The following is a 16,186-nucleotide window of genomic DNA, read 5'->3' as shown; positions in this document are numbered from 1 at the left end:
ACCGGAGCCACGCCCCATGTCCGCCGTCCTGTCCTCTTCGTCGCCCGCGCGCACCGCATCGGGCCTCGTGCTCGCCGACACGCCGCGCCAGCATTTCTGGTTCGATCCACCCGCGCCGCGCGTCGACGTCGCCGCCGAACGCCGCCATCGGCAGGAGCGGCTCGCGGCCGCGTTCCGGCTGTTCGCGCGCTACGGCTTCGCGTCGGGCCTCGCCGGTCACATCACCGCGCGCGATCCCGAGCTGCCCGATCACTTCTGGGTGAATCCGCTCGGCGTGCATTTCTCGCAGATCAAGGTGTCCGACCTGCTGCTCGTCAACGCGCGCGGCGAGACCGCGATCGGCACCCGGCCGCTGAACAAGGCCGCGTTCGCGATCCATGCGGCGATTCACGATGCGCACCCGCACATCGTCGCGGCCGCACATACGCATTCGACGTACGGCAAGGCGTGGTCGACGCTCGGCCGCCCGCTCGATCCGCTGACGCAGGACGCGTGCGTGTTCTACGAGGACCACGCGCTGTTCGACGACTTCACCGGCATGGTCGTCGACACGAGCGAAGGCGCGCGGATCGCGGACGCGCTCGCGAAGCCCGGCGGCACCACGCACAAGGGCGTGATCCTGAAGAACCACGGGATCCTGACGGCCGGCCCGACCGTCGAGGCGGCCGCGTGGTGGTACATCGCGCTCGACAACGCCGCGCACACGCAATTGCTCGCCGAAGCGGCCGGCACGCCGCAACCGATCGATCACGCGACCGCACAGCACACGCACGGCCAGATCGGCGGCCCCGAAGGCGCACTGCATGCGTTCGACAGCCTGTTCGCGCGCGTCGTCGCCGACGAACCCGACCTGCTCGACTGAGCGCCCTCGCACGAGACCGGAACCGCAACCGGAGACCACACGATGACCGAAACCACCGCCCCCGCGCCGACCGGCGCCCATGACGACAAACGCCGCCGGCTGCTGCGCGCGGCCGGGGCCGCCGCACTCGCCGCGCCGGCGATCACGCTCGGCCGCAAGGCCTGGTCCGCACCGCCGCTGAAGAAACTCACGTTCGCATGGAACCAGAACGCGTTCTGCCTGACGCCGATCGTCGTCGCGCAGGAGAACGGCTTCTTCGAGAAGAACGGGCTGAAGGTCGAGCTGATCAACTACAGCGGATCGACCGACCAGCTGCTCGAATCGATCGCGACCGGCAAGGCCGATGCGGCGGTCGGGATGATCCACCGCTGGCTGAAGCCGCTCGAAGCCGGCTTCGACGTGAAGATCATCGGCAGCTCGCACGGCGGCTGCGTGCGGCTGCTCGGTTCGAAGACGGCCGGCGTCACGACGCTGCAGGCGCTGAAGGGCAAGACGGTCGGCGTCAGCGATCTCGCCGCGCCCGGCAAGCACTTCTTCTCGATCCTGCTCGCGAAGAACGGCATCGATCCCGAGCGCGACATCACGTGGCGGCAGTATCCGGCCGACCTGCTCGGCGTCGCGGTCGACAAGGGCGAGATCCAGGCGATCGCCGACGGCGACCCGAACCTCTATCTGCTCGAAAAGCGCAGCAACGGCGCGTATGCGGAACTCGCGACGAACCTGTCCGGCGAATACGCGCGCAAGGTGTGCTGCGTGATCGGCGCGCGCGGCGACCTGGTGCGCAACGATCGTCCGGCGGCCGCCGCCCTCGCGCGCTCGATCGTGCAGGCCACCGAGTACACGCACGACAATCCGAACGAAGCCGCGAAAGCGTTCGCGAAGTATTCGCCGAAGATCAATCCGGACGACCTGCGCAAGCTGTACGCGACGCTGACCTACACGCACCATCCGACCAACGTCGACCTGCAGCAGGAAATCGCGTTCTATGCGGACGATTTCCGCCGGATCAGCGTGCTCAAGAAGAGCACCGACCCGCAGCGCTTCGCGCAGCAGGTCTATGCGAACGTGCTGGGGTGACGCGATGTCGACGATCGAACACACGCCCGCCGCACGCACTGCCTCGGCGCCGGCCGGCGGCGCCACCGTCACTGCCGTCACTGCCGTCACTCCCGGCGCTGCTGGCACTGCCGCTGCACCGCGCGCCGCTTGCACGGCCTGCGAAGCGACGCTCGCGGCCGAAGCGCGCCGTGCGCGTACGTGGCCGACCGGCATCGCCGCGGCACTTGCCTGGGCCGCGCTCGGCATGCTCACGCATCTGTGGCCGAACCGCGTCGTCGGCTTCACCGACTGGGCGTACACCGACACGTTCGGCACCGCCGCGTGGGTCGTCGCTGCGCTGCTGCTGATCGCCGCGACGCTCGGCCATCGCGTGCCGGCCACGCGCACCCGGCTCGCGCGCGTGCGCCCGGCCGGTCCGTGGCTCGTCGCGCTGCCGCTCGTGCTCGCCGCGTGGGAGATCGTCACCGCGAAGACCGGCTGGCTGCCGACGCCGTTCTTCGCGCCGCCGCAGGCGCTGATCGAGGTCTACGTCGACGACTGGCCGCGCCTCGCCGGCAGCGCCGGCAATACGCTGAAGCTGCTCGCGCTCGGGTTTGCGTACGGCGTCGCGGTCGGGTTCGCGGTCGGCGTCTCGATCGGATGGTCGCGCCGCATCGGCTACTGGGTGCATCCGCTGCTGCGCGTGCTCGGCCCCGTGCCGGCCACCGCGCTGCTGCCGCTCACGTTCTACTTCTTTCCGACGAGCTATTCGGCCGCCGCATTCCTGATCGCGCTGTCGACCGGCTTCCCCGTCGCGGTGCTCACGTGGTCGGGCGTCGCGAGCGTGAACCGGCAGTACTACGACGTCGCGCGCACGCTCGGCGCGAACGCGCGCTTCCTGGTGCTGCGCGTCGCGATACCGGCCGCGCTGCCGCACGTGTTCGTCGGCATCTTCATGGGCTTGAGCGCGTCGTTCACGGTGCTCGTCGTCGCCGAGATGATGGGCGTCAAGTCGGGGCTCGGCTGGTACCTGAGCTGGGCGCAGGGCTGGGCATCGTACGTGAACATGTATGCGGCGCTGATCGTGATGGCGCTGCTGTTTTCCGGGCTGATCGCGCTGCTGTTCGCGGTGCGCGATCGTGTGCTCGCGTGGCAGAAAGGAACCGTCAAATGGTAAGCGCCGCCGTACTCGAACCGTCCGTTGCGACGCCACCTGCCGCGCGCGGCGCGCGCATCGACATCCGTCGCGTGAGTCACGCATTCGACGGCCCCGGCGGCCCGCTGCCGGTGCTCGACGACGTCACGCTGTCGGTCGCGGCCGGCGAATTCGTCGCGCTGCTCGGCCCGAGCGGCTGCGGGAAATCGACGCTGCTGCGGCTCGTCGCGGGCCTCGACGCCGCGCGGCAAGGCGCGATCGCGCAGGACGGCGCGCCGATCGAGCGGCCCGATCCGTCGCGCATCGTCGTGTTCCAGGATCCGACGCTCTATCCGTGGCGCCGCGTGCGCGCGAACGTCGCGCTCGGCCTCGAAGCGCGCGGTGTCGCGCGTGCCGCGCAGCATCGCGTCGACGATGCGCTCGCGCGGGTCGGGTTGCAGGAATTCTCGAACGTGTTTCCGCATCAGCTGTCCGGCGGGATGGCGCAGCGTGTCGCGCTCGCCCGCGCGCTCGTCAACGATCCGCGCCTGCTGATCCTCGACGAGCCGCTCGGCAAGCTCGATTCGCTGACGCGGCTGACGATGCAGGCCGAGCTGACCGCGCTGTGGCGACGCGACGGGTTTTCCGCGCTGCTCGTCACGCACGATGTCGAGGAAGCGCTGTTTCTCGCGCAGCGCGTGATCGTGTTCGGGCCGCGACCTGCACGCATCGTCGCGGAGTTGCGGGTCGATCTGCCCTATCCGCGCCATCGCGGCGACCCGCGTCTCGCCGGGCTGCGCCACGAGGCGCTGCGGCATCTCGGACTCGACGCGAGCTGGTAGATGCGCGGTGTCGTTCGCAGGGCCGCCCGGGCGCGGCAGAGGCCGCGCCGATGAATGCACCGCCGTTCGCCGACTGGGCACTGCTGTTCCTGCAACTGCTGTATCGCGCGCAGATCGCGTTCGCCCGCGCACTGCATGCGGCCGGCCTGACCGGCGACGCCGACGGACAGGCCGCGTGGCCGTGGGCGCACCGGATCGCGCTCGAAACGCTGCGCATCGACGCCGGCCTCACGCGCCAGTTCGCGTTCGCGATCGCGGTGACCGCGCTCGCCGTGGCGCTCGGTTGCGTCGCGCTCGTATCGCGCAAGTGGCGTGCGGCATCGGCGCTCGCCGCGCTGACCGTGGCCTGGTTCGCACCGTGGCCGCCGGCATCGCTGTGGCTCGCGCCGGCCGTTCCCACCAGTTTTCAGCGCAATCGCGCGCCGTTTTCCGTCGCGAACGTGATGCGCGGCGCACATCTGTATGCGCAGCATTGCGCGGCCTGTCATGGCACGGACGGCCGCGGCGAAGGGCCGCTCGCGGCGACGCTCGCGCATTGGCCGCCCACCTTCGCGGGCGCGCTGCTCGCGCGCCGGCTCGACGGCGAACTCTACTGGCGCGTGCGGCACGGTACGCGCGGCGCACGCGGTGCTTCGTCGATGCCCGGCTTTGCCGCAACGCTCGGCCCGGCCGACACGTGGGCCGTGCTCGATTACCTGAAAGCGTTGTCAGCCGGCAGCGGCGCGCAGGCGGAAGGCGCGTGGCCCGTGCCCGTTCCGCTGCCGGCGCTCGACGTGCGCTGCGGCAGCGCCGCGCCGCAACCGCTCGAGCGCTGGCGCGAAGGCCAGCGCGTGCGCATCGTCGCGCTCGCACCGGGCGGCACGCCGCCGCAGGAAGACCCGCGCTGGCAGACGCTGCTCGTGATCGGCGCCGATACGGCCGCGCCGCCACCGCCGACCGGCACGCGCGCGAACTGCGTCGCAGCGACGTCCGATGCATGGCAGGCGTTCGCGACGATCGCGGGCGTGCCACCCGACGCATTCGGCGGCACGCAATTGCTCGCCGACCGGCGCGGCTGGCTGCGGGCGCGCGCGCTGCCCGGCAGCGCGGGCTGGTCTGCCGACGACCTGCTGTGCCGCTCGGATGCGCGTACGAGACCATCGGCTGCCGCCGCGAACGCCGATCCGCTGACCGCGCTGCTGCTGCGCGTCGATGCCGAACCCGTACGCGACGTGCAGGCCGGGCTGCCGCATTGAATCTCTGAACCATTTCCCGACCGATCGAACCCACGATGAATCCGACCCGACGCCACTTCCTCGCGCAAGCCAGCGCCCTCGCCGCCATTGCCACCGTCGGCGCCGCGCCGGCGGCGCTGCATGCGCAATCCGGCCCGCGCCCGCTGCTGCGTGCCGGCGACCAGAAAGGCGGGCTGCGCGCGCTGCTCGAAGCAGCCGGCGAACTGAACGGCCTCGCATACGACATTGCGTGGACCGAATTCCCGGCCGCCGCGCCGCTGGCCGAAGCGCTGAACGCGGCGGCCGTCGACTGCGGGCCGATCGGCGACGCACCGGTGATCTTCGCGCTCGCATCGGGCGCCCGCATCAAGGTGATCGGCGCGAACCGGTCCGATCCGTTCGGCACCGCACTGCTCGTGCGGCCCGACGCGACGCTGAAGGATGCGGCCGACCTGAAAGGCAAGCGCATCGGCACCACGCGCGGCTCGATCGGCCATTTCGTCACGCTGAAGGCGCTCGACGCGGCCGGCCTGCCGCCCGACGCCGTATCGTTCCGCTTCCTGCCGCCGGCCGACACGATGCTTGCGCTCGCAACCGGTTCGATCGACGCATGGGCGACGTGGGAACCCTATACCGCGCTTGCCGAAACGAGCGGCCGCGCGCGCGTGCTCGTCAACGGCCGCGGGCTGTGGTCGGGCCTCAGCTACGTCGCGGCGACCGACGCGGCGATCGCATCGAAGCGCGACCTGCTGCGCGACTTCGTGCAGCGCGTCGTGCGGGCGCAGGTGTGGTCGTACCGGCACGTCGATGCGTATTCCGCGGCGCTCGCGCGCATCATCGGCATCCCGCCGGCCGCCGCGAAGCTGCAGTTCGAGCGCCGCCACACGCGCTGGCAACCGATCGACGCGACGGTGATCGCCGAGCAGCAGCGCACCGCCGACTTCTACCTGAAGGCCGGGCTGCTGCGCCAGCCGCTCGACGTACGCACGACGTTCGACCTGGGCTTTCCGCTCGCGTGATGCGCAGCCGGGCGCGGTGCGGGGCGCACCGTGGCCTACTCCGCCTCGCGGCACGCGACCGCCCGAACGGCTTTCGCACGATCTGGCACAATCGCGATTCGACCATCCCGCCTTTGCCAGCCAGCGTCATGCCAGCCATTTCCGAACTCTTCGTCTACCCGATCAAATCCTGCGCCGGCATCGCGCTGTCGCGCGCGCAACTGCTCGAAACCGGCCTCGCGTACGACCGCCACTGGCTGATCACGACGCCGGACGGGATGATGATCACGCAGCGCACGCACCCGCGCCTCGCGCTGATCCGCCCCACGCTCGACAGCGATGCGCTCGTGCTGAACGCGCCAGGCATGCCCGAGATCTGCACGCCGCTCGACGGCGACGCGACGCCCGCCACGCCGAAGATGGCCGCGACCGTGTGGCGCGACACCGTCGACGCGATCGACACGGGCGCCGAAACGGCCGCGTGGCTCAGCGAATTCCTCGGCACGCCGTTGAAGCTCGCGCGCTTCGGCGCCGACGCGCGCCGCGGCTGCAACCGCAAATGGACCGGCGACATCGATACGCACACGCAGTTCGCGGACGGCTATCCGCTGCTCGTGATCGGTCAGTCGTCGCTTGACGACCTGAACGCGAAGCTCGTCGCGAAAGGCGCGCCGGCGATTCCGATGAACCGCTTCCGTCCGAACATCGTCGTATCGGATCTCGACGCGTATGAAGAGGATTTCATCGAACATCTCGACGCCGAAGGCGCGACGCCGGTGCGGCTGCGCCTCGTGAAGCTGTGCACGCGCTGCCCGATGCCGACGATCGACCAGGTGACCGGCGCGCCGAATCCGGAATGGCCGCACGAGCCGACCGACACGATGCAGACCTATCGCGCGAACCCGAACTACGACAACGCGCTGACGTTCGGCATCAATGCGATCGTCGTCGAAGGCGCGGGTGCGTGGCTCGAGGTCGGGCAGTCGGTCGAAGCGGAAATCGGCTTCGGCGATTGAGCATGACGGCGGACCGCGCATCGCTTGCGTCGCCGCCACCCTCCACCACGCGCCGCGGTTTCCGCGCCCGATCGAAGCGGCCGCGCTACTGCGCTGCCGCCCGCACCATCGGCAGCGTCACCGTCACGATCAACCCGCCCCCCGCCGCATCGCCGAGCGTCACGCTCCCCTGATGCACGCGCGCGATTTCCCGCACGATCGACAGCCCGAGCCCGGTGCCTTCGACCGTCTGCGTCTTGCTGCCGCGATGGAAGCGCTCGAACACCGCGTCGCGCTCGCCGGCCGGAATGCCCGGCCCGTTGTCGATCACGTCGAGCCGCGCGTGCTCGCCGTCGCGCGACACGCGCACCGTGATCACCGCGCGGTCGCCCGAGTAACGAATCGCGTTGTCGATCAGGTTGCCGATCATTTCGCCGAGCAGGTCCGGCTGCCCGAGCACGTCGACGTCGGCCTCGTGCTCGAAACCGAGGTCGATGTCCCGCGAGCGCGCGACCGGCGACCAGTCGAGCGTCACGCTGCGTGCGAGCCTGTGCAGCGCGACCGGCTGGTGCGCGATCGCCTGCCCGCTGTCCGAATCGAGCCGCGACAGCGACAGCAGTTGCTGGACGATCTTCGCGGCCTGCCGCACCGCACCGTTCACGCGCCGCAGATGCACGTTCACGCGCGGCTGCTCGTCGAGCCGCAGCGCCAGTTCGACGCCGGCCTGCACGGCCGCGAGCGGCGTCTTCAGTTGATGCGCTGCGTCCGCGAAGAAGCGTCGCCGCGCGACCTGCATTCGCTGCGTGCGGCCGATGTACTGATTGATCGAATCGACGAGCGGCGCGAGTTCGCTCGGCATGCCGCCGGTGTCGAGCGGCGTCGGATCGCCGTCGCTGCGCGCGGCGACCGTCGCCGACAGCCGGTTCAGCGGGCGCAGCCCGCGCCCGACGCCGAGCCATACGATCCCGAGCGCGAGCACGACGAGCAGCCCTTCCTGCAGCAGCGAGCCCATCAGGATTTCGCGTGCGAGCGCCTGGCGCGCCTCGATCGTCTCGCCGACCATCACCCAGACGATGCGCGTCTGCGCGGTCGGCACATCGTGCACCGGCACGCGCAGCGCGGCCATGCGCAACTGCTCGCCGCGATAGACGACGTCGTAGTAGCGCGTCGCGAACAGCGCGCCATTGTCGTGCGGCAACGGCAGGTCCGGATAGCCGGTGATCGTGCGGCCGTTGTCCTCGCGGATCAGGTAGTAGATCTTGCCGCCGTCGCCCGACTCGAACATTTCGAGCGCGAGATACGGCAGGTCGACCTCGATCTCGCCCTCGTTGAGCCGCACGCCTTCGCGGATCGACTTCAGCGACGACGACAGCGTGCGGTCGAACGCGACGTGCGCGGCGCTCATCGCGCGCTGGTACGTGAGCCACGAGTCGAGCGCGAGCAGCCCGAGCAGCGGCAGCAGCAGCCACAGCGCGACTTGCGTGCGCAGGTTCGGGCGGACGGTCACTCGGCGGCCTTCGCTTCGAGCAGATAGCCGAGCCCGCGCAGCGTGACGATCGCGACGCCGGTGTTCTCCAGCTTCTTGCGCAGCCGGTACACGTAGATCTCGATCGCATCCGCGTTGACCGACTCGTCGAGCCCGAAGATCTTCTCCGACAGCGTCTCCTTGTTGATCGCCCGGCCGTTGCGCAGGATCAGCACCTCCAGCACCGAGCGCTCGCGCGGCGTGAGCGGCAGCGGTTCGCCGGCGAGGTGAAAGCTGCGGTCGATACTGTCATACGAAAGCGGCCCGCACTCGACCCGCGAATGCTCGTGGCCGAGGCTGCGCCGGATCAGCGCACGGGCGCGCGCCTCCAGTTCGGTCAGCTCGAACGGTTTGGCGAGATAATCGTCGGCCCCGAGATCGAGCCCCTTCACGCGGTCCTCGACCGAGCCGTGCGCGGTGAGGATCAGCACCGGCACCGGATTGCGGCGCGCGCGCAGCCGCCGCAACACCTCGAGCCCGTCGAGCTTCGGCAGCCCGAGATCGAGGATCACCAGCGCGTAGTCCTGCGTGCGCAGCACGTGATCCGCCGCCTCCCCGTCCGCCATGTGATCGACCGCGAAACGCGCGGCACTCAGCGCGTCGTTCAACGACTGCGCGAGGTTCGGGTTGTCTTCGACGAGCAGTACACGCATGGGGACCTCGGGAAATCCATGACACAAAGGACGCTATTGTGAACCGAAATGAAAGCAGGCTGAAAGTGCGCCGCAATTACCATCCGCGTCACTCGAACAACACACACGCGTAACTGGAGGAAGACATGCCGTTTGCACCGAAGCAGCTCGCCGCCGCGCTGGCGATCGTCCTGGGCACCACCGCCGGCACCGCCGCCGCGCAGGTTCCGGCCGGATATCCGGGCAGCTACCAGGGTGTCGTCGACGCCGCGAAGCAGGAAGGCAAGCTGATCGTCTACTCGACGACCGACACGGGCCTCGTGCGCCCGCTGATCAAGGACTTCGAAAGCCTGTACGGCGTGAAGGTCGAGTACAACGACATGAACAGCACCGAGCTGTACAACCGCTACATCAGCGAGAACGCCGCGAGCAGCACCAGCGCCGACGTGCTGTGGAGCTCGGCGATGGACCTGCAGGTCAAGCTCGTCAACGACGGCCTGATGGCGTCGTACGATTCGCCGGAAAGTCCGAACGTGCCGCAATGGGCGCAATACCAGAAGCAGGCGTACGGCACGACGTTCGAGCCGCTCGCGATCGTCTACAACAAGCGCCTGATTCCGGAGAACGAGGTACCGAAGACCCGCGCCGACCTGATCAAGCTGCTCACCACGCAGGCCGACAAGTTCAAGGGCAAGGTCACGACTTACGACATCGAGAAGTCGGGGGTCGGCTTCAACTACCTGACGCAGGATGCGCACGTGAACGAGAAGGTCACGTGGGAACTCGTGAAGGCGATCGGCGCGACCGGCCCGAAGCTGCAGTCGAGCACCGGCGCGATGATGGAGCGGATCTCGTCGGGCGAGAACCTGATCGGCTACAACATCATCGGCTCGTATGCATACGCGAAGGCGAAGAAGGACAAGTCGATCGGCTACGTCTTCCCGAAGGACTACACGCAGGTCGTGAGCCGCCTGGCCACGATCTCGAAGAAGGCGAAGAATCCGAACGCCGCGAAGCTGTGGGTCGACTACCTGCTGTCGAAGCGCGGCCAGACGCTGATCGCGAACCAGGCGAACCTGTATGCGATCCGCACGGACGTGAACGGCGAAACGTCGGCCGCGAGCCTCACGAAAGAACTCGGCGATTCGCTGAAGCCGATCCAGATCGGCACCGGCCTGCTCGTCTATCTCGACCAGTCGAAGCGGCTCGCGTTCCTGAAGCAATGGCAGCAGGCGATCAAGCGTTGATCCGCTGATCCGTTGATCCGCTGATCCGCCGATCGGCTTCGGCCGATCGACGGCCGCCCGCCGCACGCCGCGCGGGCGGCCCCTTCCCCTTACCGACTTCCTAGAGGCGGCCATCCGGATGGCCGCAGGGGCGAACTCATGCTTACCACCAGCACACGCGGATCGGCGCCGGCCGTTCCGCCCACCACCGGCCAGGGTGGCGCGATTCCCGCGCTGCCGGTCAGCAACCTGCAGCCGCTCGCCGGCATGCTGCGCTGGATCGTCGTCGCGGTGCTCACCGTCGCGGTCGCGCTGCCGCTCGGCTTCATCCTGTTCCAGAGCCTGCTGTCCGCGCCGTTCTTCGACGCGAACAAGACGCTCGGCATCGAAGGGTTCCGCTTCATCTTCACCGATCCGGACTTCTGGTCCGCCGTGAAGAACTCGTTCATCATCGCCGGCGGGATGCTGTTCATCTCGATCCCGCTCGGCGGCATCCTCGCGTTCATGATGGTGCGCACCGACCTGCCCGGCCGCCGCTGGCTCGAGCCGCTGCTGCTCACGCCCGTGTTCGTGTCGCCGATGGTGCTCGCGTTCGGCTACGTGGTCGCGGCCGGCCCGGTCGGCTTCTACTCCGTGTGGTTCAAGGAATTATGCGGGGTGCAGAACGTACCCTGGAACGTGTATTCGATCTTCGCGATCACGGTGATCGTCGGCCTCACGCATGTGCCGCACGTGTACCTGTACTCGTCGGCCGCGCTGCGCAACCTCGGCTCGGACGTCGAGGAAGCCGCTCGCGTGACGGGCGCCCGTCCGTTCCGCGTCGCGCTCGACGTGAGCCTGCCGATGACGATGCCCGCGCTGCTGTTCGCCGGCGTGCTCGTGTTCTTCCTCGGCTTCGAGGTGTTCGGGCTGCCGCTCGTGCTCGGCGATCCGGAAGGCCACCTCGTGCTCGCGACCTACCTGTACAAGCTGACCAACAAGCTCGGTGTGCCGTCGTACCACCTGATGGCGGCGGTCGCGGTGTGCATCGTCGCGATCACGTTCCCGCTCGTGCTGCTGCAGCGCCGCCTGCTGAAGACCGCGAACCGCTTCGTCACCGTAAAGGGCAAGGCCGGCCGCGCGACGGTGCTGCCGCTCGGCGTATGGCGCTGGGTCGCGCTCGCGATCGTCGCGCTGTGGCTGGTGCTGACCGTGATCGTGCCGATCTCGGGCATCGTGCTGCGCGCGTTCGTGACCAACTGGGGCGAAGGCGTGCCGCTCGCCGAAGTGCTGACGCTGTCGAACTTCATCGACCTGTTCGAGCAGGACAACCTCGTGCGCGCGATCGTGAACACGCTCGGCATCGGCGTGATCGGCGGCGCGATCGCGATCGGCTTCTACTCGCTCGTCGCGTTCGCCGGCCACCGCCGCCACGATTGGGCGACCAAACTGCTCGACTACCTCGTGCTGCTGCCGCGCGCGGTGCCGGGCCTGCTCGCCGGTCTCGCGTTCCTGTGGATCTTCCTGTTCGTCCCGGGCCTGCGCGAGCTGAAGAACTCGATGTGGAGCATCTGGATCGCATACACGGTCGTGTGGCTCGCGTACGGGATGCGGCTCATCCAGAGCGCGTTGCTGCAGGTCGGCCCGGAGCTCGAGGAAGCCGGCCGCAGCGTCGGCGCGACGCGCAGCCGCGTGTCGCTCGACGTGACGCTGCCGCTCGTGCGCTTCGGGCTGCTCGCCGCGTGGCTCCTGATCTTCATGATCTTCGAGCGCGAATACTCGACCGCCGTCTATCTGCTGTCGCCCGGCACCGAAGTGATCGGCGCGCTGCTCGTGTCGCTGTGGGCGACCGGCGCCGTCGACCAGGTCGCCGCGCTCTCTGTCATCAACATCGCGATGGTCGGCGCCGGTCTCGGCGTGGCCCTGCGCTTCGGAGTGAAACTTCATGGATAAGCTCATCGTCGACGATCTGCACCTCAGCTATGGCGCGAACCCGATTCTCAAAGGCGTGTCGTTCGAACTGAAGGCCGGCGAAGTCGTGTGCCTGCTCGGCGCGTCGGGCAGCGGCAAGACCACGCTGCTGCGTGCGGTGGCCGGCCTCGAACAGCCGTCCGACGGGCGCATCCAGCTCGACGACCGCGTGTTCTTCGACGGCGCGCAACGCATCGACCTGCCCGTCGAACAACGTTCGCTCGGGCTCGTGTTCCAGTCGTACGCGCTGTGGCCGCACCGCACCGTCGCCGACAACGTCGGTTACGGGCTCAAGCTGCGCCGCGTAGCGCCTGCGGAACAGAAGCGCCGCGTGCAGAACGCGCTCGACCAGCTCGGCCTCGGCCATCTCGCCGAACGCTTTCCGCATCAACTGTCGGGCGGTCAGCAGCAGCGCGTCGCGATCGCGCGTGCGCTCGTCTACAACCCGCCGGTGATTCTGCTCGACGAGCCGCTGTCGAACCTCGATGCGAAGCTGCGTGAGGAAGCACGGGCGTGGCTGCGCGAACTGATCGTGTCGCTCGGGCTGTCGGCGCTCTGCGTGACGCACGATCAGACGGAAGCGATGGCGATGTCCGATCGCATCCTGCTGCTGCGCAACGGCCGCATCGAGCAGGAAGGCACGCCGGCCGAGCTGTACGGCGCGCCGCGCTCGCTGTATACGGCCGAATTCATGGGCAGCAACAACCGCATCGACGCGCGCGTCGCGGCCGTCGACGGCGAACGCGTGACGCTCGCCGGCGACGGCTGGGAGTTGCAGGCGCTCGCCCGCGACACGTTCGCGCCGGGCCAGGACGCGCAGGCCGTGATCCGCCTCGAGCGCGTGCAGGTCGCCGACGGCCCGGGCGCGAACCGTCTGCAGGCCGACCTCGTCACGTCGATGTATCTCGGCGACCGCTGGGAATACCTGTTCCATTGCGGCGAGATGCGTCTGCGCGCGTTCGGTCACGTGCCGCGCGCGGCCGGCAAGCACTGGATCGAATTCCCGGCCAACGACTGCTGGGCATTCGCGAAAGCCGGCTGACCCGCCGCGCGGCGGCCCGCGCGCCGCCGCGCATGCATTCACGCGCGCACCCGTTTGCATCGAGATCCGGCGAACGCTTGCCGGCGTCCGCCGCGGGTTGCTGCGCGCCGCGTATCCGTTTCACCAACCCACAACAACCAAGGAGACACCGTCAATGAAGTCACGCGCAGAACGTTCCCTTCGCATCGCCGTCCTGACCGGATCGGCCGTCGCCGTCGGCCTCGCGGCCGGCGCCGCGCACGCGCAGTCGTCGGTCACGATGTACGGGATCATGGATGCCGGCATCGAATACACGAACCATGCGGCGCCCGACGGCGGCAATTCGTTCAAGCTGAAATCGGGCAACAAGAACACGTCGCGCTGGGGCTTGCGCGGCGTCGAGGATCTCGGCGGCGGGCTGAAGGCCGTGTTCCGCCTCGAAAGCGGGATCGATCTCGCGAACGGCGCGTCCGACGACGGCCCCGACTCGATCTTCGCGCGCCGCGCGACGGTCGGCCTGAAAGGCAAATGGGGCGAAGTCACGCTCGGTCGCAACTTCACCGTCACGTACGACTACATGCTGCCGTTCGACCCGATGGGCTATGCGCAGAACTACTCGTGGGCGACGTCGTCGATGGCGACCGGCGGCCGCAAGGACGGCCTCTTCACGCGCTCGTCGAACGCGGTGCGTTACGACGGCGAATTCGGCGGTTTCAAGTTCGGCGCGCTGTACGGCTTCGGCAACGTGCCCGGCAGCGTGAAGACCAGTTCGAAGTACGACTTCGCGCTCGGCTACGAGACCGGCCCGTTCGCGGCCGTCGTCACGTTCGACCGGCAGAACGGCGCGGCCGACAGCGTCACGCCGGCCGATACCGTCAACTACATCCAGGGCATTCACGCGGGCCTGAGCTACGACTTCGGCAACCTGAAGACGATGGCCGGCTACCGCAATTACAAGCGCACGTTCCGCACCACGGCCGCGAACCAGTTGAGCGACATGTACTGGCTCGGCGGGTCGTACCAGTTCACGCCGACGTTCTCGCTGATCGCGGCCGTCTATCACCAGAACATCAAGGGCGGCACGGATGCCGATCCGACGCTGGTGTCGGTGCGTGCGCAATATGCGTTGTCGAAGCGCACGGTGTTGTATGCCGCCGGCGCGTTCGCGATCGCGAAGCACGACCAGAAAGTCGGTGTGTCGCGCGATTTCGCCGGGTATGGCACGACGCAGGTCGGGGTGACGGCGGGGATTCAACAGCGGTTCTGAATTTGACGCCGCGGGTGGCGTTGCCGAGTGTTCGACAACGCCCCCCGCTTTGTGCGCTGCCGTGCGAACACGGACAGTGCACGATCACGGCACAGCCCGACACCCGCTTCGCGGGCGCCCTCGCCGCACGCCAGCCGCCGTTCACTCGCCGCGCATCACGAACACGGTGCGTACCCGGCTATCCGCATCGGCCCAATGCTCCGCTACCGCCGACAGCGGCACGGCACGCGTGTCGATTGCGAGACCCGCGGACCCGGCGGCGTCGAACACGCCGCGGATGGCGGCCAGCATGCGCGGCAGCGGCACGCTGCCGAGGCCGCTGCCCATCAATTCGATCGCCGTCGCGCGCAGCACGGCACCGGGCAACAGCACGTCCGCGCCGCCGATCGAACCGATCTGCACGAAGCGCAGCCGCCGGCCTTCAGGCGTGGCCTTTGCCGCCACGGCGAGCAACGCCTGTGCGCCAGCGCCCCACAGATAGTCGAGCACGACGTCCACGCCCGCCCGAAAATGCGGTTCCAGCGCGCGGGCAAGCTGCGCATCGTCCTGCTGCAGCGGCACGATCGCATCCGCGCCGGCAGTCAGCAACGCGTGCAGTGCAGCCGTATTGCGGCCTGTCGCGATTACCTTCGCGGCACCCAGATGCTTCGCGATCCGCACCGCCAGTCGGCCGGACGTGCCCGTCGCACCGTTGACGAGCACCGTTTCGCCCGGAGTGAACCGCGCGCGCTCGGTCAGAGCCGCCCACGACGACATGCCGGGAATCGCGATCGCCGCGGCCGTGAAGTCGTCGACGTCATCCGGCAGCGGCACGCACTGCGTATCGGCCACGAGCGTGCGTTCCGCCATCGCGCCGAACGGCGCAGGCGCGCCGAAGAAGTACACGCGCTGTCCGTCGTCGCCGCGCCCCACGCCATCGACGCCGGCGACGAACGGATAGCTGCCGCCGGCCGAATAGTGCGTGCCCGCCGCGCGCCCCTGCGCAAGCCGGCTCAGCGCGGATGCGGTCACGTCGATCAGACGGTGAGCCGGCAACGCGCGCGGCGATTCGAAGTCCGTATGAACCGGACGCTGTCCGGCACGCTCCACGACTGCTGCTTTCATGTCGGTTCCTTGCTGTTTGCGGGTGTCGTATCGCCACCGAACGGGGCGCCCGTGCTTATCGCGCGTCGAGCCATGCGCGCAGCGCCGCGTCGCGCACTTCGAGGACATCGAACAATCCGAGCGCCCGCAGCGCGGGCAGCGTGTCGATCAGGTCAGCCTCGGCTGTCGCGCGCTCGGCGGCCGACGCACCAGGATCGGCCAGCACGCGCGCGTTGGCGATGAACGCGCCCACCGTGCCCTTGCGGATCGTCGTTCCGTCGACCTCGATCCGGTCGGCATGGTCGGGAAGCATCTGTTCGGCTCGCATCGCGGCGCACTCCGGTTGTCATCGATGGACGCATTGTAGGCGTGCGAATCCGGCCGATCTCCGGTATAAC

Annotated in this window: 15 protein-coding genes; 11 read left to right on the top strand and 4 right to left on the bottom strand. The window is 68.9% G+C overall.

Annotated elements, in window-relative coordinates; all coding sequences use genetic code 11:
• Positions 1–16: 16 nt before the first annotated feature.
• The 7 genes from Q3A80_RS09910 to Q3A80_RS09880 all read left to right on the top strand — a co-directional run bounded on the left by Q3A80_RS09910 (position 17) and on the right by Q3A80_RS09880 (position 7,105).
• Complete coding sequence (locus tag Q3A80_RS09910) at positions 17–862, top strand: class II aldolase/adducin family protein (RefSeq protein ID WP_446328865.1); 846 nt, start codon at positions 17–19, stop codon at positions 860–862.
• Positions 863–904: 42 nt separating this feature from the next.
• A complete protein-coding gene (locus Q3A80_RS09905; RefSeq protein WP_446328864.1) occupies positions 905–1,939 on the top strand; it encodes an ABC transporter substrate-binding protein in 1,035 nt (344 codons plus the stop codon).
• A gap of 4 nt (positions 1,940–1,943) precedes the next feature.
• Positions 1,944–3,077 carry an ABC transporter permease gene (locus Q3A80_RS09900; protein WP_446328863.1) on the top strand — a complete coding sequence of 378 codons (1,134 nt, stop codon included), beginning with the start codon at positions 1,944–1,946 and terminating at the stop codon, positions 3,075–3,077.
• Positions 3,071–3,877, top strand: coding sequence for an ABC transporter ATP-binding protein (locus Q3A80_RS09895; RefSeq protein WP_446328862.1), 807 nt, complete (start codon positions 3,071–3,073; stop codon positions 3,875–3,877). The genes Q3A80_RS09900 and Q3A80_RS09895 overlap by 7 nt, the downstream gene beginning before the upstream one ends.
• Positions 3,878–3,927: 50 nt before the next feature.
• Complete coding sequence (locus Q3A80_RS09890; protein WP_446328861.1) at positions 3,928–5,112, top strand: c-type cytochrome; 1,185 nt, start codon at positions 3,928–3,930, stop codon at positions 5,110–5,112.
• A 35-nt stretch (positions 5,113–5,147) separates the two neighbouring features.
• The gene (locus Q3A80_RS09885; RefSeq protein ID WP_446328860.1) at positions 5,148–6,110 is read left to right on the top strand and encodes an ABC transporter substrate-binding protein; all 963 of its coding nucleotides are present in this window, start codon (positions 5,148–5,150) and stop codon (positions 6,108–6,110) included.
• Between the two features lie 128 nt (positions 6,111–6,238).
• On the top strand, positions 6,239–7,105 hold the full coding sequence (locus Q3A80_RS09880; protein WP_446328859.1) for an MOSC domain-containing protein: 867 nt from the start codon (positions 6,239–6,241) through the stop codon (positions 7,103–7,105).
• An 85-nt stretch (positions 7,106–7,190) separates the two neighbouring features.
• On the opposite strand, the gene Q3A80_RS09875 is transcribed toward Q3A80_RS09880, so the two are convergent.
• Together Q3A80_RS09875 and Q3A80_RS09870 are read right to left on the bottom strand one after the other, a co-directional pair.
• Positions 7,191–8,591 carry a sensor histidine kinase N-terminal domain-containing protein gene (locus Q3A80_RS09875; protein ID WP_446328858.1) on the bottom strand — a complete coding sequence of 467 codons (1,401 nt, stop codon included), beginning with the start codon at positions 8,589–8,591 and terminating at the stop codon, positions 7,191–7,193.
• A complete protein-coding gene (locus Q3A80_RS09870; RefSeq protein ID WP_446328857.1) occupies positions 8,588–9,262 on the bottom strand; it encodes a response regulator in 675 nt (224 codons plus the stop codon). The genes Q3A80_RS09875 and Q3A80_RS09870 overlap by 4 nt, the downstream gene beginning before the upstream one ends.
• Before the next feature lie 125 nt (positions 9,263–9,387).
• Here Q3A80_RS09870 and Q3A80_RS09865 point away from each other — a divergent pair, with 125 nt between their 5' ends.
• The 4 genes from Q3A80_RS09865 (at position 9,388) to Q3A80_RS09850 (ending at position 14,705) form a co-directional block, all read left to right on the top strand.
• Entirely contained in the window at positions 9,388–10,488 is a 1,101-nt protein-coding gene (locus tag Q3A80_RS09865; protein ID WP_446328856.1) for an ABC transporter substrate-binding protein, read from the top strand.
• A gap of 138 nt (positions 10,489–10,626) precedes the next feature.
• Positions 10,627–12,399 (top strand): ABC transporter permease, encoded by a 1,773-nt coding sequence (locus Q3A80_RS09860; RefSeq protein ID WP_446328855.1) that lies wholly within the window; start codon positions 10,627–10,629, stop codon positions 12,397–12,399.
• On the top strand, positions 12,392–13,459 hold the full coding sequence (locus Q3A80_RS09855) for an ABC transporter ATP-binding protein (protein ID WP_446328854.1): 1,068 nt from the start codon (positions 12,392–12,394) through the stop codon (positions 13,457–13,459). Before Q3A80_RS09860 ends, Q3A80_RS09855 begins: the two co-directional genes overlap by 8 nt.
• A gap of 154 nt (positions 13,460–13,613) precedes the next feature.
• On the top strand, positions 13,614–14,705 hold the full coding sequence (locus Q3A80_RS09850; protein WP_446328853.1) for a porin: 1,092 nt from the start codon (positions 13,614–13,616) through the stop codon (positions 14,703–14,705).
• Positions 14,706–14,846: 141 nt separating this feature from the next.
• Here Q3A80_RS09850 and Q3A80_RS09845 read toward each other — a convergent pair whose 3' ends face one another.
• Both Q3A80_RS09845 and Q3A80_RS09840 read right to left on the bottom strand, forming a co-directional pair.
• Positions 14,847–15,809 carry a quinone oxidoreductase family protein gene (locus Q3A80_RS09845; protein ID WP_446328852.1) on the bottom strand — a complete coding sequence of 321 codons (963 nt, stop codon included), beginning with the start codon at positions 15,807–15,809 and terminating at the stop codon, positions 14,847–14,849.
• Positions 15,810–15,864: 55 nt separating this feature from the next.
• Positions 15,865–16,116, bottom strand: coding sequence for a hypothetical protein (locus Q3A80_RS09840; protein WP_446328851.1), 252 nt, complete (start codon positions 16,114–16,116; stop codon positions 15,865–15,867).
• Between the last annotated feature and the right edge of the window lie 70 nt (positions 16,117–16,186).

The sequence above is a fragment of the Burkholderia sp. SR8 genome (genome assembly GCF_052851275.1).
This window is presented reverse-complemented; position numbering and strand designations above follow the sequence as displayed.

Bases quoted from the DNA above. Each gene is read 5' to 3' on its own strand.
- Q3A80_RS09910 (WP_446328865.1), top strand. From the start codon at position 17: ATGTCCGCCGTCCTGTCCTCTTCGTCGCCCGCGCGCACCGCATCGGGC.
- Q3A80_RS09905 (WP_446328864.1), top strand. From the start codon at position 905: ATGACCGAAACCACCGCCCCCGCGCCGACCGGCGCCCATGACGACAAA.
- Q3A80_RS09900 (WP_446328863.1), top strand. From the start codon at position 1,944: ATGTCGACGATCGAACACACGCCCGCCGCACGCACTGCCTCGGCGCCG.
- Q3A80_RS09895 (WP_446328862.1), top strand. From the start codon at position 3,071: ATGGTAAGCGCCGCCGTACTCGAACCGTCCGTTGCGACGCCACCTGCC.
- Q3A80_RS09890 (WP_446328861.1), top strand. From the start codon at position 3,928: ATGAATGCACCGCCGTTCGCCGACTGGGCACTGCTGTTCCTGCAACTG.
- Q3A80_RS09885 (WP_446328860.1), top strand. From the start codon at position 5,148: ATGAATCCGACCCGACGCCACTTCCTCGCGCAAGCCAGCGCCCTCGCC.
- Q3A80_RS09880 (WP_446328859.1), top strand. From the start codon at position 6,239: ATGCCAGCCATTTCCGAACTCTTCGTCTACCCGATCAAATCCTGCGCC.
- Q3A80_RS09870 (WP_446328857.1), bottom strand. From the start codon at position 9,262: ATGCGTGTACTGCTCGTCGAAGACAACCCGAACCTCGCGCAGTCGTTG.
- Q3A80_RS09865 (WP_446328856.1), top strand. From the start codon at position 9,388: ATGCCGTTTGCACCGAAGCAGCTCGCCGCCGCGCTGGCGATCGTCCTG.
- Q3A80_RS09860 (WP_446328855.1), top strand. From the start codon at position 10,627: ATGCTTACCACCAGCACACGCGGATCGGCGCCGGCCGTTCCGCCCACC.
- Q3A80_RS09855 (WP_446328854.1), top strand. From the start codon at position 12,392: ATGGATAAGCTCATCGTCGACGATCTGCACCTCAGCTATGGCGCGAAC.
- Q3A80_RS09850 (WP_446328853.1), top strand. From the start codon at position 13,614: ATGAAGTCACGCGCAGAACGTTCCCTTCGCATCGCCGTCCTGACCGGA.
- Q3A80_RS09845 (WP_446328852.1), bottom strand. From the start codon at position 15,809: ATGAAAGCAGCAGTCGTGGAGCGTGCCGGACAGCGTCCGGTTCATACG.
- Q3A80_RS09840 (WP_446328851.1), bottom strand. From the start codon at position 16,116: ATGCGAGCCGAACAGATGCTTCCCGACCATGCCGACCGGATCGAGGTC.